At 57.3% G+C, this 20,591-nt stretch carries 19 protein-coding genes and 1 pseudogene; 11 read left to right on the forward strand and 9 right to left on the reverse strand.

Translation table 11 applies throughout. The features are described 5' to 3' along the window. Window positions 1-3 precede the first annotated feature (3 nt). Window positions 4-627, reverse strand: coding sequence for a TetR/AcrR family transcriptional regulator (locus H9646_RS12625; protein ID WP_191723740.1), 624 nt, complete (start codon window positions 625-627; stop codon window positions 4-6). Window positions 628-759: 132 nt separating this feature from the next. Here H9646_RS12625 and H9646_RS12630 point away from each other — a divergent pair, with 132 nt between their 5' ends. The 5 genes and pseudogenes from H9646_RS12630 (at window position 760) to H9646_RS12645 (ending at window position 6,059) form a co-directional block, all read left to right on the forward strand. Continuing rightward, window positions 760-1,842 (forward strand): alkene reductase, encoded by a 1,083-nt coding sequence (locus H9646_RS12630; protein WP_191723741.1) that lies wholly within the window; start codon window positions 760-762, stop codon window positions 1,840-1,842. 107 nt (window positions 1,843-1,949) lie between these two features. Further along, a complete protein-coding gene (locus H9646_RS12635; protein ID WP_191723742.1) occupies window positions 1,950-2,750 on the forward strand; it encodes an SDR family NAD(P)-dependent oxidoreductase in 801 nt (266 codons plus the stop codon). Then, window positions 2,731-2,841, forward strand: a pseudogene (locus H9646_RS18450) (alpha/beta fold hydrolase); the annotation flags it as partial. The gene H9646_RS12635 and the pseudogene H9646_RS18450, both read left to right, overlap by 20 nt. A gap of 106 nt (window positions 2,842-2,947) precedes the next feature. Then, window positions 2,948-3,949 carry an NADP-dependent oxidoreductase gene (locus H9646_RS12640; protein WP_191723743.1) on the forward strand — a complete coding sequence of 334 codons (1,002 nt, stop codon included), beginning with the start codon at window positions 2,948-2,950 and terminating at the stop codon, window positions 3,947-3,949. Between the two features lie 937 nt (window positions 3,950-4,886). Further along, on the forward strand, window positions 4,887-6,059 hold the full coding sequence (locus H9646_RS12645; protein ID WP_225214182.1) for a hypothetical protein: 1,173 nt from the start codon (window positions 4,887-4,889) through the stop codon (window positions 6,057-6,059). A 715-nt stretch (window positions 6,060-6,774) separates the two neighbouring features. On the opposite strand, the gene H9646_RS12650 is transcribed toward H9646_RS12645, so the two are convergent. From H9646_RS12650 to H9646_RS12660, 3 genes are read right to left on the reverse strand one after another with little or no spacing between them, the layout of a single operon-like run. Next, window positions 6,775-7,788 carry a tripartite tricarboxylate transporter substrate binding protein gene (locus H9646_RS12650; protein ID WP_225214183.1) on the reverse strand — a complete coding sequence of 338 codons (1,014 nt, stop codon included), beginning with the start codon at window positions 7,786-7,788 and terminating at the stop codon, window positions 6,775-6,777. Window positions 7,789-7,830: 42 nt separating this feature from the next. Further along, window positions 7,831-8,721 carry an NAD(P)-dependent oxidoreductase gene (locus H9646_RS12655; protein ID WP_191723744.1) on the reverse strand — a complete coding sequence of 297 codons (891 nt, stop codon included), beginning with the start codon at window positions 8,719-8,721 and terminating at the stop codon, window positions 7,831-7,833. A 25-nt stretch (window positions 8,722-8,746) separates the two neighbouring features. Next, window positions 8,747-10,210 carry an aldehyde dehydrogenase gene (locus H9646_RS12660; protein ID WP_191723745.1) on the reverse strand — a complete coding sequence of 488 codons (1,464 nt, stop codon included), beginning with the start codon at window positions 10,208-10,210 and terminating at the stop codon, window positions 8,747-8,749. Between the two features lie 122 nt (window positions 10,211-10,332). Here H9646_RS12660 and H9646_RS12665 point away from each other — a divergent pair, with 122 nt between their 5' ends. Continuing rightward, window positions 10,333-11,070 (forward strand): IclR family transcriptional regulator, encoded by a 738-nt coding sequence (locus tag H9646_RS12665; RefSeq protein ID WP_225214184.1) that lies wholly within the window; start codon window positions 10,333-10,335, stop codon window positions 11,068-11,070. A 203-nt stretch (window positions 11,071-11,273) separates the two neighbouring features. Here H9646_RS12665 and H9646_RS12670 read toward each other — a convergent pair whose 3' ends face one another. Both H9646_RS12670 and H9646_RS12675 read right to left on the reverse strand, forming a co-directional pair. Further along, complete coding sequence (locus tag H9646_RS12670; RefSeq protein WP_191723746.1) at window positions 11,274-11,651, reverse strand: hypothetical protein; 378 nt, start codon at window positions 11,649-11,651, stop codon at window positions 11,274-11,276. Window positions 11,652-11,676: 25 nt separating this feature from the next. Beyond that, on the reverse strand, window positions 11,677-13,419 hold the full coding sequence (locus H9646_RS12675; RefSeq protein WP_191723747.1) for a methyl-accepting chemotaxis protein: 1,743 nt from the start codon (window positions 13,417-13,419) through the stop codon (window positions 11,677-11,679). Between the two features lie 237 nt (window positions 13,420-13,656). On the opposite strand from H9646_RS12675, the gene H9646_RS12680 reads away from it, so the two are divergent. Together H9646_RS12680 and murI are read left to right on the forward strand one after the other, a co-directional pair. After that, the gene (locus H9646_RS12680; RefSeq protein WP_191723748.1) at window positions 13,657-14,367 is read left to right on the forward strand and encodes a c-type cytochrome; all 711 of its coding nucleotides are present in this window, start codon (window positions 13,657-13,659) and stop codon (window positions 14,365-14,367) included. Between the two features lie 137 nt (window positions 14,368-14,504). After that, window positions 14,505-15,398 carry a glutamate racemase gene (gene murI, locus H9646_RS12685; protein ID WP_191723749.1) on the forward strand — a complete coding sequence of 298 codons (894 nt, stop codon included), beginning with the start codon at window positions 14,505-14,507 and terminating at the stop codon, window positions 15,396-15,398. Between the two features lie 71 nt (window positions 15,399-15,469). On the opposite strand, the gene H9646_RS12690 is transcribed toward murI, so the two are convergent. Beyond that, the gene (locus tag H9646_RS12690) at window positions 15,470-15,928 is read right to left on the reverse strand and encodes an Lrp/AsnC family transcriptional regulator (RefSeq protein ID WP_191723750.1); all 459 of its coding nucleotides are present in this window, start codon (window positions 15,926-15,928) and stop codon (window positions 15,470-15,472) included. A gap of 105 nt (window positions 15,929-16,033) precedes the next feature. Between H9646_RS12690 and H9646_RS12695 the strand changes: the two genes are divergently transcribed. Further along, window positions 16,034-16,669, forward strand: a complete 636-nt coding sequence (locus tag H9646_RS12695; protein WP_191723751.1) for a LysE family translocator — start codon at window positions 16,034-16,036, stop codon at window positions 16,667-16,669. A gap of 83 nt (window positions 16,670-16,752) precedes the next feature. Here H9646_RS12695 and H9646_RS12700 read toward each other — a convergent pair whose 3' ends face one another. Then, window positions 16,753-17,430 carry a DNA/RNA non-specific endonuclease gene (locus H9646_RS12700; RefSeq protein ID WP_318244926.1) on the reverse strand — a complete coding sequence of 226 codons (678 nt, stop codon included), beginning with the start codon at window positions 17,428-17,430 and terminating at the stop codon, window positions 16,753-16,755. Window positions 17,431-17,682: 252 nt separating this feature from the next. Continuing rightward, entirely contained in the window at window positions 17,683-18,117 is a 435-nt protein-coding gene (locus tag H9646_RS12705) for an RNA-binding S4 domain-containing protein (RefSeq protein WP_191723752.1), read from the reverse strand. 211 nt (window positions 18,118-18,328) lie between these two features. On the opposite strand from H9646_RS12705, the gene H9646_RS12710 reads away from it, so the two are divergent. Both H9646_RS12710 and H9646_RS12715 read left to right on the forward strand, forming a co-directional pair. Beyond that, complete coding sequence (locus H9646_RS12710; protein ID WP_191723753.1) at window positions 18,329-18,892, forward strand: tripartite tricarboxylate transporter TctB family protein; 564 nt, start codon at window positions 18,329-18,331, stop codon at window positions 18,890-18,892. Further along, window positions 18,883-20,415 carry a tripartite tricarboxylate transporter permease gene (locus H9646_RS12715; protein WP_191723754.1) on the forward strand — a complete coding sequence of 511 codons (1,533 nt, stop codon included), beginning with the start codon at window positions 18,883-18,885 and terminating at the stop codon, window positions 20,413-20,415. Before H9646_RS12710 ends, H9646_RS12715 begins: the two co-directional genes overlap by 10 nt. Window positions 20,416-20,591 lie beyond the last annotated feature (176 nt).

Below are 20,591 nucleotides of genomic sequence, written 5' to 3' on the forward strand. Positions count from 1 at the left end.
AGCTCAGGCCACATCAGATTGAGCAGCGTGAGCCGCTGCGGGAGGCGGTACGCCTTCTTGCTCCGCCAGCGTGTCAAGGATCTTGTCCCGGCACACCGCCAAGATTTCGTCGGCAAGTGGTGAATCATCGGGACAGGCCCGAGATATGACCAGGGCTCCGACGATATGCGCAAAGGTATTGATGGACTTGGCCCGTGCCTCGTTATTTCCTGTTCGCTCCGAGGTCGGACATTCCTTCTCAAGGGCTTGCAGCAAACTGTCGATGCCTGCAGCAAATGTTCTCTTGACCTCTTGCGTCTGGCGCGCTGCGTCGGAGCCCAGAGCGGCCATAGTGCAGCCCGCCGACCGATTGTCACGATGCTCACGAGACAGATAGCTGTTCACAAAAGTCGACAGGCCAATACCTTTCGTCAACTCAACAGTCTGCTCTATCCCGCAAGCGGCAGATTCCGCCATCAAGTCCGTCTTAGAGCGGAATTGTTTGTAGAAACCGCCTTGAGTGAACCCCGCTGCCGCCATCAAGTCGACCACGCCCACGCCATCGTATCCACGCTCGCGAAACAGCGCTGACGCCGTTTTCACGACATGTGCTCGGTTTGCCTGAGCCTGTGCTTTGGTGAGCTTCATTTTTCTACCGTGGAGTGTCTGTGTGCATGCGGAGCTTCTACTATATATTGATTACGATCGTAATTAAAGTGCTGACTTTTTAGATTACGATCATCATCATTAAGTCTTCTAGAACATTGCTGTGGATGCAAAATGACTGAGAAGACGCTTTTTCAACCCTATGTCTTGGGTGACCTGGTACTTGCCAATCGCGTTGTGATGGGACCGCTAACCCGCAACCGCGCCGGTTCAGGCCTGGTGCCTAATGAACTTGCGGCCACTTACTACGCACAGCGCGCCTCCGCTGGCTTGATCATTTCGGAAGCGACTCAGGTCTCCGCACAGGCGCAGGGCTACCAAGACACCCCCGGTCTCTACACAGCCGAGCAGGTCGCTGGCTGGCGCAAAGTCACCGAAGCGGTGCACGCCAAGGGCGGAAAGATCTTTGTGCAACTGTGGCATGTGGGTCGCGTGTCCCATGTGTCGGTGCAGCCGGATGGCGCAGCGCCTGTAGCCCCCTCTGCCATCCGAGCACAAACCAAGACCTTCGTGAACAATGGCTTTGCGGAAGCATCTGAGCCCCGCGCTCTGGGTTTAGATGAGATCCCTGGCATCGTGGAGAGCTTCCGTCAAGCTGCCGCCAATGCCATGAGTGCCGGCTTCGATGGCGTGGAGGTGCATGGTGCCAACGGCTACCTGCTGGAGCAATTCATCAAGGATGGAGCCAACCAACGCACGGACGCATACGGCGGCTCAGTGGAAAACCGTGCACGACTGTTGCTAGAGGTGACCGCTGCCGTTGCCCAGGAAATTGGACCTGAGCGCACCGGTGTGCGCATTTCTCCAGTCTCCCCCGCCAATGGCATCTCTATCAGCGAGCCGCAGCCTCAGTACAACTACATCGCGGAGCAGCTCAGTGCCCTCGGGATTGTCTATCTGCATGTCGTGGAAGGCGCGACAGGTGGCCCCCGCGATGTCGCTCCTTTTGACTATGACGCGCTGCGCGCTCGCTTCAAGCAAACCTACATCGCCAACAACGGCTACACCCGCCAGTTGGCCGAAGCTCGTCTGCAGGAAGGCAAGCTCGATTTGGTCGCCTTTGGTCACGCCTTCATTGCCAACCCAGACTTGGTCGAGCGCTTGAAGACCGATGCGTCTCTGGCTCAAATGGATATGGCCACGCTCTACGGCGGTGGCGCCGCAGGCTACACCGACTATCCCGCGCTCGCTGCCTGATCACCAGTGCATCCAACAGGAGACCGCTCTGTTCCCCGATGGACAACAGACCACCGGATCGCGCGTCTACCCATTGATCTTTCCAAACCACTTCTGGATCTAAAACTATGACTAATCTGCCTACAGCCTTGATCACCGGTGCGTCGTCTGGCATCGGGGCCACCTACGCTGAGCGCTTCGCCCGCCGTGGCCACAACCTCGTCATGGTTGCCCGCGATAAAGCTCGCATGGACCTCCTAGCCTCCCGCTTGCGCGAAGAGACCATGGTCACCATAGACGTGATTCAAGCCGACCTTACACAACAGGAAGACCTGGCTGAGATCGAGTCTCGTCTGCGCGAAGACACGTCGATCGGGATTCTGATCAACAACGCTGGCATGGGCCAGTCCGGATCCTTCATCCAACAGAACGCGCAGAGCATTGACCGTCTGGTAATGCTCAACACCACGGCGCCCACGCGCCTCGCTGCAGCAGTCGCTGCGCGCTTTGTTCAGGAAGGCAAGGGCTCCATCGTCAACATCGGCTCGGTTGTTGGCTTTGCTCCCGAGCTAGGCATGACTATTTATGGTGCGACCAAGGCATTTGTACTGTTTCTCTCACAAGGCCTGAATTTGGAACTAGGGCCTAAGGGAATCTATGTGCAAGCCGTACTGCCTGCTGCAACCCGTACTGAGATCTGGAGCCGCGCCGGCATGGATATCAACACGCTGCCAGAGGTGATGGATGTCAACGAACTGGTTGATGCCGCACTCATCGGCTTCGATCGCAAGGAACTGGTGACGATTCCGCCCCTGCATGTCGCAGAGCGTTGGGACGAACTGGAGCAGGCGCGACAAGGACTGATGTCCGAAATCCGTCAAGCGCATGCCGCTGAACGCTACCAACCTCAAGCGCCTGCCCAACAGTGAGCTGCTCATTTATCCCGATGCGGGTCACGGTGCGGTATTCCAGTATCACGAGGCCTTTGTGCCGAAGGCTCTTGCCTTCCTCGCACAGTAATAGCTGAACAACGGCTCCGGAGCGGCACAACAAAGCAGGAGCTGATGATGAGGCTACACCAGGCACTTGCGCATGGCCGCCTTCGCAACACTCAAGCAGGAGCATCATGAAAGCCCTCACATTTAAGCGCTACGGCAAGACCCCAGAGATCGGCATCACTGAGGTGCCTCGCCCAACGCTTCGGCCCGATGAAATGCTGGTTAAGGTGCATGCAGCAGGCTTAAACCCTATCGACAATATGATCACGACGGGAATGTTCAAGCCTGTGCTGAAGTTCCAACTTCCCGCAGTCATGGGCAGCGACCTGGCCGGAGTGATAGTTGAAGTGGGGGGCAGTGTTACCCGCTTCAAGCCGGGCGATGAGGTCTTTGCCAGCCTCTTCGATCAAGGCACGGGATCACTCGCCGAGTTTGCGGTGGTTCCCCAAGATCTGGCTGCACGCAAACCTGCCAATCTCGACTTCGTGCAGGCGGCGTCTGTGCCGATGGTTGGGTTGACTTCCTGGCAGGCTCTGAAAGAACGTGCCGACGTGCAGACAGGCCAAAGAGTATTTATCCCTGCAGGTTCAGGCGGTATCGGCACGTTTGCGATTCAGTTGACCAAGCACCTCGGTGCCTATGTAGGAACGACCACAAGTACCGCCAACGTTGCGCTGGTCAAGAGTCTGGGCGCAGACGATGTGATTGACTACAAAAAGCAGGAGTTTGAGCAGGTGCTGCAAGGATACAACGTGGTACTGGGGACCATCCGCGGGAATGCATTGGAGAAGTCGATTGGCATCCTCAAGCCCGGCGGCAAGATTATTTCGCTGATTGGTCCGCTGGATGCTGCATTTGCACAAGCTCGCAAGCTCAGCTTCGTGCTCGAACTGATCTTTGGTCTCATGAGCAGAAAAATCATCCGCATGGCAGCAAAGAAGGATGTGGATTACTCGTTTCTATTCGTGCGACCTGACGGTGAACAGTTGAACGAAATAGGCGCACTTCTTGACGCCGGTCATATCCATCCGGTTGTAGACAAAGTGTTTCCGTTCGACCAAGCGAAGCAGGCGCTGGAGTACTTGTCCCAAGGACGCTCCAAAGGCAAAGTCGTAGTGAGGATGCAATAGGAGTGCATAAAAACTATGCACTCCATGCTGCAAGTCCTGAGCGGCATACAGGTAGAGGGAAGGTTTTTCGCTAAAGGTAGCCGCTTGCAAGTAATCGAAGCAGGCGATAGCTGCTTGGTGTTGCCAGACCTCGACACCCACATTACGCTTTGCGCGATGCCACGAAAGAACCTAGGCCGATTGACACTGTTTCGTTTAATGTTGGTTAACCATCGAGTCGGCCTCATGAGTGAACAGAAACGATGGGGACTCGACGCGAACGACGTTTGCTCGAGCCTTGCAGAATCTGCACCAGACTGCTAGATATTCAAAATCGAAGAAATTTCTTCATGATCGATTCTCCCTAGCCTTTGAATTTCCCCTCGGAGGTAGCCAACCAGCACCTCAGCGAGAGCCTCCACGTGGCAATTTGCACAGCGGAAATTCAGGCAGAACGCCTTGCACAGGCGGGTGTCTGCAGCAGCCGTCATCGATCAGCCATAAGTCGATGATGGCTCTCTGCCAAGACCTGTCGTTCGCGGCCACACGCCGGACGATATCTTCTGGCCGACTGATGACGCCCCACACATGTTGACTGCGGACGCTCAAGGCGCAGCCCCGAAGGTCAGCTTTGCGGTGCTGCGCTCACAAGTAGCTGGACCCTGCTTCGGCCAGTTCCTGACCTCCGCAAAGGTCAGCTTTCGGAAATGCTGCTTTCATTGTGCGTCAACGGCAGCTTTTCTTGCCTCAACCAAAGGTCGTTGGGCGCTGTGTCGCGAGTTGGTTCGGGCATTTGGATTGTGCCCCCATTAATGGCGTCATGGCCGTTGCCTTCAATGCTGAAGTACCTGAGCATTTGAATACCGTCCAATTGACGCACCGCAAATGACAGCGGTAGTTACTCCCTTGCTTACTTGCTGCTAGCTCCTGAGAATGCGCGCAAAGAGAAGGGGAAACTATGCAGCTTTGGAAAGCTTCAAGAGGGTGCGTGATCGCATGCTTATTGCTGGTGAGCACTTGGGTGGGTGCATTTCAGATCGGCCCCCTCGGAACCAAGCACGAAGAACGCTTGACCAACGAGACAAATTCGACGCTGGCTCGCATCGCAGGATCGCTGGGAGTTTTGATCAAGACTCCTGTCCATGAGGAAATCACCCATCTCGGCAAGTGGTGTCATGTGCAGCAAGCCGATCTTGCCACTGACACTTACTGCAGTGGTCGTGACGTTGGATTTTCCTCTCCGTATGTGATTTACGGAGTTCGGTGGAACGATCTGCCGCCGTTTCGCCTGGAGCAAGGTCAGGGCAACTGCGACTACATGGGGAAAAAGAACGTTTGCCGAGCAGACCAGACGATCAGGTTTTCGACCCAGCCAGCTTGCTGGTATTGCCTTTTCAAGGATGCCGAGCGTCAGGCACAGACCAAGACCATCGCGGGCTGCAACAGAACGGCGAACAGCGTTCCAGGAAACTTGATGACGCGGTCACACTTTGGTGACCTTCAGTTCCTGCATGGCATGGCCAATGCGTCTGACATACACCCCTTCGATACGAGAGGCCAGATACTGGACTGGCTGGAATTTGCATGGAAGGTGTCGTCCAAGGAAATCTTGCCTCAAACCTTCCTGAAGGACATCGACAACCGGACCATCAAGCAGCACTTCGGTTGCACCGAGTGGAAGGTCGTAGATCTGTATCTCTTAGGGCGACAAGATAACGCCAGCGGTCTAGTTACTCAGATTCGTGAAATTGCTTTTGGCTCGGTACTGCACACCGTTCAGGATTCGTTCGCAGCAGCCCACGCCGAGCGCGAACCACAGTCCATTGGTGCGCAGTGTGAAGGTTCGTCGTTCACGACACCAGCAAAGCTCGTGGAGTTTCACGCATACGGCGCTCAAGATGGTGCATTGCATGACCACGACGACAGCCGCGAAGCCATGACAGCAGTAGCAAAGGACAGGTGGCCAGAAGCCGTGGAGGTGACTCGCAATCTGTTTGAACTTCACTCCGATGGGGCTAAGTGGGCAGATGCCAGCAACTACCTGCAATGTGTTTTTGCTCTGAGTGATGACTATCGGGTTTCTTCGCCAGGAGAAGGCTATCGGCGCAGCAATATGCCCTACAAGCCCTGACAGATGGGATGAAGCCGTTTTGTACGCATTTGAGCGCTTGTGCTAAAAGCTTCCGCAGATGCAAGTGCTCGCAGAAAGTTGCTTACTGTGCCGTCGAGTGGTTGCTGTTAGGTGACTACTTCAGCAGATCAGCAGTTATCTTTGAGTCGATTGCCGTCAGGTGCGTAACAGCCAGAAGTGGTGCTCACATGTTTTCCTGTATATGACGGCTTCAGGCTGAACTGAGTCATTCGCGGTCCAGCACCTGAACGGCAGCAACGTGGCAGTGATCGGTCGTATGTCATATGCATATGGGCAGCAGCCATTACCTACTTGTACGTGGCCAAGATTCCTGCCATTCAGGGCCGGAACTAGTAGAGCGTGCTTCTGGAGCGCACGGTGCGCAAGCATCAGCAGCATCTGTCTGGAGCAACGCAGCAGATCGCCTGCACGCGCAGTTTTGGCCACTCCATCAATGTCCTGCCTTCGTTGATCGAAGCCGTGAGCAGGTTTATATCCAGTACCGCAGAGAAGCTGCGGCACGACAACCAGCGTTGAAGATCTGGATAAGGTAATACGCCGTTTTATCTGGCTGTTTAACCGCACCACTTGCCGCAAAAGGCACTGGGGCATGAAGCCCCAGTGCAAGCACTCAAAACTAAAGGATGAAGGTGCCGGCGTTATTCGTAAAGAACGTGCGCAATCATCTTGAAGCCGACAAGTAGTTTGCTGAAAATCAGTTCACGGCAGCACCAGACGTACGGATGATGTCTGCCCATTTGGCTGTTTCGGCTTGCATGAATTGCTGAAAGCCTGCGGGATCGCTGTTGACAACTTCGCCGCCCAAATCGATCAATTTCTTGCGCATGTCGGGCTGGGCTACCACGGCGCGAATGTCCTGACTTATGGAATCGCGCAACGCTGCAGGCATGGAGGCTGGTGCAAGAATGCCGAACCAAGTGGCAGCCTCGAAATTATTCATGCCAGCTTCTGCAAAGGTCGGAATCTCCGGCACTTTCTCGACACGCTTGTCGTTGGCCAAAGCGATGGCGGTGAGCTTGCCTGCAGCAATGTGCGGCAACACGGCAGTCAGTGTTGCAAACATGGCATCGATCGAGCCCCCCATCAGATCGGTAATGGCAGGTGCATCGCCACGATACGGAACGTGGGTCATGCGCACCTTGGCCTTGGTGTTAAACATCTCGCCAGTCAGATGCTGGGCTGTGCCGTTGCCAGGTGAGGCGAAGGACAGCTTGTCTGGGTTGGCTTTGGCGTATTGCAGAAAGCCTTCCAGACTATGCACGTTCATACTGGGGCGCACTACCAGTACCAGCGGTACCTTGACGATCATGGTCACCGGCGTGAAATCAGTCACTGGGTTGAAGTCCAGCTTTTTGTAGATGCTGCCACTGATGGTGTGTGCCGACGTGGTCATGTACAGCGTGGAGCCGTCACCAGGCATACGAGCGATTTGCGATGCTGCGAGTGTGGTGCCTGCACCGGGCTTGTTCTCGACAACAACTGGCTTCCCCCACAATGTGGCCATTTTTTCAGAGACAGCGCGGGCCACGATGTCGGTGGCGCCACCGGCAGCATACGGAACTACCAGTTTGACTGGAGCGGCGTTGAACTTGGTGGTCGCAGTCTGCGCCGAGGCTGTGCTGAGCACCATCGGGACCACGCAACCGGCCACTGCTGCGCCCAGCAGAGCACGGCGCACGGTCGATGTGAGGAAAGTAGTCGTTGTCATATGTCTCGCCTTTTTATAAAAAGTCTTGGGGTTAAAAAAACCTTACTGCGCGCCTTTAGACATGAGGGTACTGATGACAGGGTGGTAAGCCTCTCCCTTACCGGCGGCAATGGCCTGGGTGAACCAGCTATCCACGACCTGTGCACCACGGACGTCCACGCCAGTTTGTGCGGCCAATTGCAATGCGTAGTGCAGGTCCTTTTGGGCATAACGCACCGAGAAGGCGCGTTCAGGAAACTCGCCCGGCAGCACCGCCTTCATGCCATGGTTGCGCAGTGCGAAGCTGTCAGCGGAGCCCATTGATAAGGTGTTGAACAGCACAGTAGGGTCTACGCCTGCACGTTCGCCTATTGCTTTGGCTTCACTGACCGCGACAACCGTTTCAAACAGCACCATGTTGTTCAGGATCTTGAGCACCTGGCCACAGCCCACAGAGCCGCACAATGCGATGTCGGAGGCGAAAGTACCAATCAGTGGCTTCACTCGTTCAAACAAGTCGGGGCTGGCGCCGACCATCACTGCCAGCGTCCCGGCCTCTGCGGCAGCGCGGGTCCGTGCCACGGGAGCGTCGACCAGATGGGCTTTACGGTGTGCAAATTCCTCAGCCAATGCGCGCGTGCTGTCTACGGCGGAGGTGCTCAGGTCAACGATGATTTGGTCCTCGCTGGCGTGTGTCAGTAGACCGTCCGCATCACGTGCCAGCTTGGCCACTACCTCACCTGATGGAAGCGAGAGGAACACCACATCGCACTGCTGCATCACCTGGGCAGGAGATGCAGCGATTTCCGCACCTTCGACGGCGAGTCGTTGCAGTGGTTCCGAGGACAGGTCGAATGCCATGACAGGCACCCCCGCTTTGCGGGTGAGATTGCGGCAAATGGGCTCACCCATGACACCCAGACCAATGAAACCGATTTTTTGAACTTTACGCATAATTTTTGTGAATTTTCAGGAAGGGTTAGGCGAGAGCGCTCATGCCGAAGTAGATGCCCTTGGCCTGTTGGTACAAGCGCATGCCATTGATGCCTTTTTCGCGACCGATGCCGCTGTCCTTGAAGCCGCCAAATGGTGTGGCAATCGACAGTTGCTTGTAGGTGTTGATCCAGACCGTACCTGCTTGCAGTGCACGTGCTACACGCCAGGCGCGCTGGTAATCGCGTGTCCAGACGCCAGACGCCAAACCGAATGCGGTGTCGTTGGCTTGGGTGATCAGGTCGGCTTCATCGTCAAACGGGATCACGCAGAGCACGGGGCCAAAAATTTCTTGCTGTGCAATCGCGGCCTGGTTGGTGATGCCAGCCACCACGGTGGGTAAGTAGTAGGCGCCGGCCGCCAGATTTGAGACGTCAGGGCGGTGACCGCCGACCAGAATGTCGGCACCCGCTAAGCGAGCGGTATCGACCATGCTGGCCACTTTGTCACGGTGAGTGAATGTGGCGAGAGGTCCCATTTCGGCGCCGGCTGCATCCGGTAAATCCACCTTCAGTGCGCGGGCAGTCGCCACCAATTTGGTCACCAGTTCGTCGTAAATGCCGCGCTGTACAAAAGCACGCGAACCCGCGACGCATGACTGCCCGCTGCCTTCAAAAATACCCCCTGCCAATGCAGCTACAGCCGCATCCACGGGTGCATCGTTGAACACGATATGTGGTGACTTGCCACCCAACTCCAGCGCCACCGGCATCAGCTTGCGGGCTGCAGTCTCGGCGATGCGGCGGCCGCTTTCGGTGCCGCCCGTGAAGGAGACCATACGCACTTTGGGATGCTCGACCAATGCGGCCCCAACCAGAGCACCGGTGCCGGGCAGCACATTAAGAATGCCGGCGGGCAGGCCTGCCTGGCTGGCGATTTCTGCCAAGACCAACGCGGTGGAAGGAGTGATCTCTGATGGCTTGAGTACCACGGCATTGCCTGCGGCCAGTGCTGGCGCCACTTTCTGGGCCTCCATGGTCATGGGCGAATTCCATGGCGTGATCGCTGCGACCACGCCATAGGGTTCATACACTGACATTGACAGGTAATCACCACGCGAAGGGGTGACTTCGGAGCCTGTGGTTTCGCATACGGCTGCGTAGTAGCGGAAGGTGGCAGCGGCACTTTTTACCTGTACCTGGCACTCGCGCCAGACCTTGCCGTTTTCCATCATCTGCAGTTTTGCCAACTCGTCGCCACGGCGTTCCATGCCATCGGCGATGCGCGACAGAATGGCCGCGCGCTGCGGCGGCAGCATCTGGCGCCAGGCCTTGCTGCGCACGGCGTCTTCAGCATTACGTACGGCCGCATCCACCAGTGTCGAGCCCGCCGTAGCGACCTCGTAGTTCACGGCACCGTTAGCGGGATTGACGGACACCAGTGGGGCGATGCCGGATTCACCATCGACGGCCTGGCCGTTAATCCAAAGTTTTTTGCGAGTAGAGGACATAGGTCTTTAGTTCTGTTGATCAGAATAGATGTTCTGTTTTTATCAGTCTATAGGCCTATTTTTGAAAGTGGTACTAGGGTTTTCCTAGTCATTACAGTTGTTCTGTCTGTCAGAATTACTTTATGAATAATCATGATGCTGTCGAGAAGCAGGCCTCCGCTGGCCACGCCGCCAACATGGATGGGGTAGCGGCGGTGGAGCGTGCGCTGGCAATTGCACAGGCGCTGGAGGTTGCACGACAACCGCTGAGCCTGACCGAGTTGGCGCACCACACAGGGCTGTACAAGAGCACCATCTTGCGATTGCTGGTCAGTTTGGAGCGAGGTGGATTAGTCGTACGTCGTTCAGACCAGAGCTACACCTTGGGGCCGTTTGCAGTGCGTTTAGGCCGGGCTTATGACGCATGCATGCCACTCGAAGCATCGTTGCAACCGCTGATGGAACAATTGGTGCGCGATGGCATGGAAAGTCCGTCGTTCCATGTGGTGCACGACGCGCACTCCCGCATCTGTATGCTGCGTGTAGATTCGATGCATTCCACACTCGATCGCGTACGTGTGGGCGATCTCCTGCCATTGCATGCGGGTGCTCCGGGAAAGGTGTTGCGGCAGGCGGCCCCGGACCCTCAGGTGGCAGACATCAGTCCACTGTTGCAAGTGTCATTTGGTGAGCGAGATCCAAGTTGTGCGGCAGTAGCAGGGCCGGTATTCGGGCCGGGGCAGGAGCTGTTGGGTGCCCTGTCGTTTTCTGGGCCGCTGGATCGCTTCAACCTCAGCACCGTGCATGTGATGGGCCCGGTCTTGCTGGCGGCATGCCAGAAGGCGACTAGCCTGCTGGGCGGTGTATGGCCCCACGGTTAGGGTCTGCTGAGATTTAAGAAAACGCTCTACTGAGCAGCCACAATCTGGCATGATTCAGTAGTTCAACGCTTTGGTTGTTGATCTCGACCCAGAAGTGACCCACAGGAGGTGCGAATCAGTCACATATATCAATGTGACTCGATACGTTTTTGCAGATCATCAATGGGCTCATACGAGCCCATTGTGCTTAGTCAAGCAGATGCTTAAACCTCCATCGCGGTAACTCGCTCTGGCAAGTTATCAAAGACTCCACTCTTGGATGCAAGGAAGCGAACATCTAGTCCGGCCACCTGGAGGTTGCTATACAGGCAGATCGGGATCTCTTCGTTGTCTTTAAAGCGGCGATCAGGCGTACCGTTGTTGTGAACAAAGCGCCAAGCATTGCCTGCGATGGTCGCATCTTCAGGAGCGACGCCGACTTTGTGGAATCTTGAATCGGCCACCCCAAGGGAGAAGTTCTTGTATTCAACTGCTCCAACCCCGCTTTTGGGGAACAGTAGAACTCTGTCAGGGCAGAACCGGTACTTCGACTTGCAGATGTGACTGGCAGGAATAGCTGCGCAGCAGACATAGATTGCCAAAGCTCGGCCTTGGGTTGCCCGGGTTTTAGTCGACCAGAGCAGCTATTTTGGGGTGGTGCTCACGCATGCTTTCCATCTTGTGTTCATGGCTGATGGGGCGAGCCATAGTGAGTGGGGCGGCTGCAGGCACCAGTGAGTGCGTTAGAGCCGCAGCCTCTTCAGCGCTGGGAGCTACCTTGAAGCGCTGGACCAGCTCGCGCAAATGCTCGGACTGCTCGCGCAGGCTGTGCGCAGCAGCAGCGCTTTGCTCAACCAGCGCTGCGTTTTGCTGCGTCATCTGGTCCAGAGAGCCCACGGCCTCGTTGACTTGGGCCACCCCGTCGCGCTGCTCAGCAGCATTGGTGTTGATGGTCTGCATCACTTCTGTCACGCGGTGAATAGATTGCACCACCTCGGTCATGGTGGTACCTGCGTCTTGGACCAGACGTGCACCATCGGCCATGCGGCTCACTGAGTCCTGAATCAGCTGCTTGATTTCTTTGGCTGCCTGGGCGCTGCGCTGTGCCAGAGTGCGCACTTCGGCAGCCACTACGGCAAAACCACGGCCTTGCTCGCCCGCGCGGGCGGCCTCTACCGCAGCGTTCAGGGCCAGGATATTGGTCTGAAAAGCAATGCCATCAATCACGCCAATGATGTCGGCAATCTTCTGGCTGCGGCTGTGGATGTCGGTCATGGTCTCCACCACTTCATGGACCACTGTACCGCCGCGCTGCGCAATGCCCGAAGCTTGCTGGGCCAGACCTGCTGCCTGCTGGGCGCTGGAGGCGGTGTCTTTCAAGGTGTGCGTCAGCTGCATGATGGCGGCGGCCGCTTGCTGTAGATGGCTTGAAGTGATCTCGGTGCGCTGCGACAGGTCCTGATTGCCAGAAGCGATCTCGCTGCTGGCCAGGCTGATGGCATCACCACTTTGGCGCACATCGTTCATCATGCTCGACAGTGACAGGCTCATGCGCTGCAGCGATTGCAGCAACTGTCCGAATTCATCACGGCGCTCTTCGTGGGAGCGGGGGCGCAAGTCCCCCTCGGCAATACGCTCGGCAATGTGATTGGCCTCTTGCATGGAGCGGCGGATATTGCCAATCAGCAGATAGGCTCCCACCGCGATACCCAGCAGCAAAAACACCATGTTGATGGCCGCTGTTCGAACCACCCCCTGGCGGGCAGCGCCCATGTCTGCACGCATCTGCGCCAGGTTCTGGGCTTGCTGGTGTACGTACTGGTTCAGCGCCTGGGTGTAAGCATCAGCGGCTGCTCGGAAACTGCTGCGTGCGGCCTCGCGTGCTTCATCGGTTTGGCCACGGTCCTTGAATGACTGGGCATGTGTGCTTTGCGTTTGCATGGCTTGGCGTAACTGGGCCAGTTGCTGCAGATGTGCCTGATCTTGGCTGCTGGCGCTGCTGGCGCTGCTGGCGCTGCTGGCGCTGCTGGCGCTGCTGGCGCTGCTGGCGCTGCTGGCGCTGCTGGCTTGCAGCATCTGTTGCAGCGCTTGAATGTTCTGGTCTGTCTGCGCAATTTGCGTGCTCAACTCAGCGGCGTCTTGTGGATCGCTGCTTGCCAGCGCTGCCTGTGTGCGCACGATGTTGACTTGCGACAGCGCACCCCATTGAGAAGCCTGGTCCAGCCGCTGCGACAGCAAGCTGTCTTGCTGGTTGAATTTCTTCTGGTGTGCAGCTGAGTTGTAGCCAGCATGGCCAATGATGATGACCGCGCCAATCACAATGCTGGCAACGCCGAGCCAAAGCTTTTTTGTGACGCTGATGTGCTTCATGGCGGTCTCTCTTGAACGGGGTAGATGTGTAATGCTTTAAAAAGCACGGTCGTGCGAAACCGTAGTTGAAACTAAATGTGAATGCTTTCGTATTGGGGCATACGCGCATTGCTGGCGGTCTTTGCCTCAGTTTGAGGGCGAAGATTGCGGGCTTTGGCAAGCGGCTAGATCAAGCTTTGGAGAGCTAGCGGATGAGGCTGGTAATACCTGGCGATGTGCAGATAATGAATTGGTTCTATGTTGCTGCACGCCCCGGATTTACTCATGAATTTGCGCTTTTCTGCCTCGCTGCATGCCTGCTTTCAAACTGTTGTGAGTGCAGCACTGCTGTCTGTTGTGCTATGGCCTGTGGCGTATGCGCAGCCAGGCAAGCAGATCACGCAGGCCGAGTTGCAGGCGCGTTTGCTGGAAGCCAAAACCAATCCTGAGGTTGAGCAAAAGCTCTATGCCGTTGGCCGCAAAGTGGCCGCTGTGTGTGCCAATTGCCACGCAGACCAGAACGGGACAGCGATTTTGGAAGTGCCTTATCTGGATGGGCAAAATCCAGCGTATCTGGTCGAGCAGATTCGCCAGTTTTCTCAGGGCCTGCGCAAAAACACCTTCATGGAAGGCATTTTGAAAGCCATGAACCGCGACGAAATGGTGGGCATGGTGTTGTTCTACGAAAAAGAAAAACTGCCACCCCGTGCAGCGAAAGATACGGCCATGCTGCAAAAGGGCAGGGCGTATTACGAGCGGGTCTGCATCAACTGCCATGCGGCAGATGGTCATGGCAATGAGCAATTGCCGCGCATTGCGGGCCAGCACTATGGCTACGTCAATTTGACGCTCAAACGCTATCGCGACAGCAGCGACGTGCGTGCCAATGCCAACATGGCCTTTGTGACCAAGGGCATGTCTGACCAGGACATTCAAGCGGTGGCAACTTATCTGGAAACCATGCCTTAAACGGCTGCCTTGCAAAAGTTTCACAACCCCTGCATGGTTTGCGCCAGCAGGGGTTTGTTTCTGGTGCTGTGGCAAGGCGTGCTCGGGCAGGCGCATACTTGGCAGATTGTTGTATATCCACCTTCATTTTTTGCACCATGACTTTGGCGGCATCGCCCATTGGCGTTTTTGACAGCGGTATTGGCGGCTTGAGCGTGCTGCAGGCTTTGCGGCACGAGCTGCCCCATGAGCACTTTGTCTATCTGGCAGACAGTGGGAATGCACCGTATGGCGAGCGCGGAGACGATTTTGTACAGGCGCGCACGCACGCTATTGCGCAGCACCTGCGCTCGAAACACGGCATCAAAGCGTTGGTGATTGCCTGCAACACGGCCACGGCAGCGGCGGTGGAGTCTTTGCGCAGCTTCATGCCAGATTTGCCATTGATCGGGGTGGAGCCCGCGATCAAGCCCGCCAGCACATCCAGCCAAACCCAGCATGTTGGGGTAATTGCCACGCGAGGCACGGTGGAAAGCCGCCGGTTTAAAAAATTGCTGGCTGAATATGGCCAGCATGTGCACTTTCATGTGCAAGCCTGTGATGGTCTGGCGCGCGCCATTGAATGGAGCACTTTGCAGCAACCCAAAGCAGAAGGCGAAGTGACAGAAATTGAAGCGCTGAGCGCCCGCTACATCAGTGATTTAGGCCAATTCGGTTTAAAAACTGGTGAGATGGATGCACTGGTGCTGGGTTGCACGCACTACATCTTTATCAAGGACGAGTTGCGCGCCTTGCTGGGGCCTGAGGTGCTGCTGATTGATACGGGTGCAGCGGTAGCGCGGCAGACCCGGCGTTTGCTGGACACGACGATGGCCTTGCGTGCTGAACCTGCGCAGTTGCCGTTGCAGTTGCAGTCACAGTTGCCGCTGCAGCCCATAGCGAGTGCCGAGCAGATACAGCTGATGACGACAGGGCAGGTGGCATCGCTGCAGGCTGCGGCCCAGCGCTGGCTGGATTTACCCGCCAGCTGCTGCACGACAGTGGATGTTTAGGCTGTTGATTTTTAAAAGTTGATCTTTAACGCTTGATGCACAGGCATTTGAAGCGCTTTTGACTCGCATCTCTATCCCGCCATGGCCGCTGTCAGTGGCCGGTTGGCCACAACGTCTTTCATCACCAGGGTCGAAGTCATGCGGTGCATGCCAGGCAGTGTGGTGAGGCGTTCATCGTAAAAGCGCTGAAAGGCCGACAGGTCGCGCACCACTACGTGCAGTAAATAGTCGGGTTCGCCAAACAGGCGCTGCGCCTGAATGACATTGTCCAGCGCCGCCACCGCTTGCTCAAATTCAGCCACAGCCTTGCTGCCAGTAAGAGTCACAAAAACCAGAGCGGCAAATTCCAGCCCCAGAGAGCGTGCATCCAGCTGTGCGCGATAGCCACGGATGACGCCGCAGTCCTCCAGTGCCCGCACGCGCCGATGGCAAGGCGAGAGGCTGAGCCCGACACGCTCAGACAGCTCTGTGACCGTTAATCGGCCATCGCCTTCAAGCTGTGCAAGAATTTTTCTGTCTAAGGCATCCATGGGGTGAAATCTTCTAATTTAGAAAATCAAACAGGAAATTATTGAAAGCACATTGTGCAAGAAGCTTCATATCCTTGCTGCTTTCTATTGCTGTGTGAGTATCTTGTGTCAGTGTCAGTTATTGCTGCTTTTTGGCTGGTTTCTTTTCTGCTGGTGATCACGCCAGGTGCCGACTGGGCGTATGCCATTTCTGCAGGCTTGCGAGGGCGCACACAGGTGGCTCCAGCCGTTGTGGGGCTGGCTGCCGGGGCCATGCTGGCGACCGTCGCCGTAGCTGCGGGAGTGGGCGCCTTGGTAGCCCAGCACCCCGCGCTGCTTACGGTGATGACGCTTGTGGGTGCTGCGTATTTGCTGTGGCTGGGTGTGGCCATGCTGCGCAAGCCTTCTACAGCCACAGTTGCTGCGGCCCAGGTCCACGACTCGCCATGGCGCTGGATGGCCAGGGGTGCCTGTGTGAGTGGCCTGAACCCCAAGCTGCTGTTACTGCTGCTGGCTTTGCTGCCGCAGTTTGTGCAGCAAACGGCACCTTGGTCGGTGGCGCTGCAAATTGTGGCCTTGGGGGGCGTACATGCAGCCAGCTGCTGCGTGGTTTACATGGGCGTCGGTCTGGGCTCGCAGCGGGTGTTGGGGGCACGCCCTGTGGCTGCGTTGTGGGTGTCGCGCTTGTCGGGTGTGCTGATGGTCGGTATTGCGATGATGCTGATTGCTGAGCGTGCCTGGCATGGCACGCAGGGCGGGTAAGGCTGCTGTGCCAGGGATGGGTAATGAAAGCCGCATCAAAAAAGCGCTCTGACGGAGCGCTTTTTTTGCAGGGGCCTGCGGCCTTACTTAGGCTGGATGCCGGGCAAAAACTCAATGCCCGTGCGCTCAACCAGTTCGCTGTAGCTGATGGGCTTGCTGATGCGCTCATCGTCGCGATTGGCCTGCCAGTGCGCCCATGCGCGGTTGGTCTCGGCGTCGTAGACCAGCTTGTACAAATAAGCGGGCACAGCCACCTGATTGCCACCTACGGTGGCGGGCTGTGGTTCATACACGGGGCCTGTAATGATGAAGACATCACCTTTGGCGCGGCTGGCGTAACGACGGGTGTCTTTTTCAATGTGTGCCCAGGGGCCGCTGTTTTGCTTGATGGACTGGGGCACCATATTGGCCAGCGAGAAGCTTTGCGCCATGGCCTGAGCTGTGGGCATGTCGGCAGCAGGGGCCATATGCCCGCGAGAGTATCCAGAGCCTTTGTAGTCACTCAGCTCAGCGCGCTCGGCACGCGGCAGGCGCGCATCGGCGTAAAACTTGTTGGTGCGTTTTTCGTTGGCATCGGCAACCAGGGCCTTGTTCATGCGCTGTGCCACAAACAGGGGGGTGCGGGTGCTGCCGTTGTGCAAAATGGCAAAGGCATCAAAGCACAGCTCACGCAGCTTGGGCTGGGCATGCACCACTGGTGGTACACCCGTCGCAAAGAACTGGCGGCAGTCTTGAAAACGACTGCCGGCCGCAGCAGGCACCGGGGCTGTCTTGGCTGGGGCCGTGGTGCTGGTGGTGGACTGGGGAGGGGATGTATTGCCTAAACAGGCGCTGAGCAATGCAGCGCCCAGAGCGGATGCCACAACAGCGCGTGCACTGCGCGCTGAGAACTTTTTAAAAATCACTGAAATCCCTTGCAGCCTCTATGGCTGGTGTTCACAAATCAATAGCAAGGGATTGAAACAGTTTTCGATAAAAGGTTCCGACGAATGGTTATCTATTGCAGCAAGGCATCACTTGCCGTCCCAGCTGGCGCTCCAGCGGTCATCCCACTGGTGGCGCGTGCGCTCAATCTCGCGGCGGTCACGCTTGGTGGGGCGGCCATCGTGCTGCAGGGCAATGGTGCTGGCCGGCTCTGGGGCCAGCCGATGTTCTTCGGCCAGACGCTCGCGTTCGGCCATGCTCTCGGGGGTTTCTGCATAAAGCTGCTGGGCCACAGGGGCAGGGCCGCGCATGGCGCTCAGCCCCAGCACCTTGACGGTTTTGGGCACATTGCCCTGGCGCAGCATGATGGTGTCACCCACACGCACCTCGCGTGATGCCTTGGCCGCTGCTGCGTTGACGGTGACACGGTTTTTACTGATTTGCTCCACGGCCAGGCTGCGGGTTTTGTAAAAACGGGCAGCCCACAGCCATTTGTCTAAGCGCATGGAAGAATTTTCAGTCATGCCACTATTGTCAGGGAAGGCGATGTGCGCTGCCGTTCGTCGTGCATCTTTGCGCTGTGTCATACGGGTTTGTACCGGCTGCGCATGCGCCGATGAACGGGATGATGCGGCAGCCAAGCAAGCTTGATCCTGCGCAGAGCCTTTGCGTTGGGCAGGTGGCAGCCTTGGGCGTTGACTGAGTTGGTAAAGCAATCCAAAAAAGGTGTCTGATATGACCGAACAAGATGCAGCGCAGCCACTGGAGGGTGAGTCTGCGTTGTCTGCACACGCCGATTTGATAGCTGCCCGATGGCAAACCGGTGTGGGCTTGGCCATTGCTTTGGTGGCTGTGCTACTGGCATGGGCCACCTGGCAGATTCCATCGCAGCCGCATGCGATGGATGGTGGTGCGCGCCTGGTGCCCGGTTTGTGTGCGGGCGCGTTGCTGCTGTGCGGACTATGGCTGGTGTGGGAGGCACGCCATGGCGGCTGGCGCCATGCGCCGGCCTTCAGCAGTGATGTCAGGGTGCAAGTGATCCCGTGGGTGTGGGTGAGTGCGGGCATTTTGCTCAGTGGCTTGCTGATGGCTCGCAGTGGCTTTGTGGTGGCTGCCACGCTGTGTTATGTGCTGGCATTGCAGGGCCTGCGGCTGGCTGCGCAACCGCAATTGCGTGTCAGCGTTCAACGCTGGGCAGGTGACCTGGCCACAGGGGCGCTGATTGCGTGCGTGGTGTATGCGCTTTTCACACAGGTCTTGGGCATTGATTTGCCAGCAGGGTGGTTGGCATGGAATTGATACACGCTTTGTGGCAAGGGCTGGCGGTGGCTACCACGCCAGAAAACCTCCTGTGGGCATTGGCGGGTTGTGTGCTGGGTACCGCCATGGGGGTGCTGCCGGGTTTTGGCCCTTCGGTGGCCATTGCGGTGCTGCTGCCCATGACGTTTCATGTGGATATCACGCAAGCTTTTATCTTCTTCATCGCCATTGCAGGCGGCGGAATGTATGGCGGCTCTACGGCGTCGATCGTGCTCAATACCCCCGGGGAAAGTGCCAGCATGGTCACGGCCATGGAAGGCAACCGCATGGCGTTGAACGGGCGAGCCGGGGTGGCGCTGGCCACTGCTGCCATTGGCTCTTTTGTTGCGGGTACGCTGGCGGCAGTGTTCGTGGTGTGGGCGGCGCCGTGGGTGGCAGGGGTGGCGCAAAAGCTTGGCCCTGCAGAAACATTCATGCTGATGGTGATGGCACTGGGCGCCGTCAGTGCCGCAATTGATAAAAGCACGTTGCGCGGGATGACAGCCTTGTTCATCGGGTTGGCGCTGGCGTGTGTGGGCATTGAGTCCACCAGCGGAGCTGAGCGCTGGACCGCAGGCTGGCCTTTGCTGTATGACGGTATCGATATGGTGCTGGTGGCCGTGGGCCTGTTTGTGGTTGCCGAGGTGCTGCATGCCGCCATGTATGAAGGGCGTGTACGCAGCACGCTCAATACGGTGGGTCGAGTGCGCATGTCGCCCCAGGACTGGAAGCGATCCTGGCGACCATGGCTGCGTGGTACGGTGATCGGTACGCCGTTTGGCTGTGTGCCTGTGGGCGGTATTGATATGCCCACCTATGTCAGTTATGCCTCTGAGCGCTATATGGTGCGCGAGCAGTACCGCAATGAATTTGGCAAAGAAGGTGCAATTGAAGGTGTCGCCGGGCCAGAAGCTGCGAACAACGCTACGGTGACGGCGGCATTGATTCCACTGCTCACCATGGGCATTCCCACCAGCAATACCACCGCCGTCATGCTGGGCGCTTTCCAGAACTATGGGGTGATGCCGGGGCACCAGTGGTTTGCTGTCGGGCACGCGCTGGTGTGGGTGCTGATTGCGTCGCTGTTCATTGGCAATTTGATGCTGCTGGTGCTGAACCTGCCCATGGCACGCATGTGGACGTGGCTGCTGCGCATACCCCGCCCGCAGCGCTATGCAGCCATGCTGGTTCTGGCAACGGCGGGTGTGTATGGCATGCGCCAGAGCATGGGGGACGTGTTCATCATGTATGGACTGGGCTTGCTGGGTGTGGCCATGCGGCGCTTTGATTTCCCTTTGACGCCTTTGGTGGTCGGTCTGGCTCTGGGGCCGATGGCGGAAGTGCAGTTGCGGCAAGCCGTGGCGGTGGGCAATGGCAGCTTGGCTATTTTTGTCCAGCGGCCGTGGTCGCTGGCCTTGCTGGTTGTCGTGTTGCTGCTGGTGGTTGTGCCCAGAGCCTTGCAAGGCTGGGCCAACCGCCGCATGGCACAGGCACGTGCTTATGCGCAAGAGGAGGGGCTCTAAGAGCCGCTGGTGCCACCGTCGGTGCGCCGGTGCTTGGTGGCGTGATGCAGTGCTGGTTGTGTCTGTGGATGTGGGCGACTGCAAGACTTCCATTTGCGCAGCGTGTGGCCGCCTCAGCCTGAACAGATGTTCATGTGCACTGACAAAAAAGGCCTTGGTACATGCCAAGGCCTTTT

It is taken from the genome of Comamonas avium (genome assembly GCF_014836675.1).
GTDB classification, from domain to species: domain Bacteria; phylum Pseudomonadota; class Gammaproteobacteria; order Burkholderiales; family Burkholderiaceae_C; genus Comamonas; species Comamonas avium.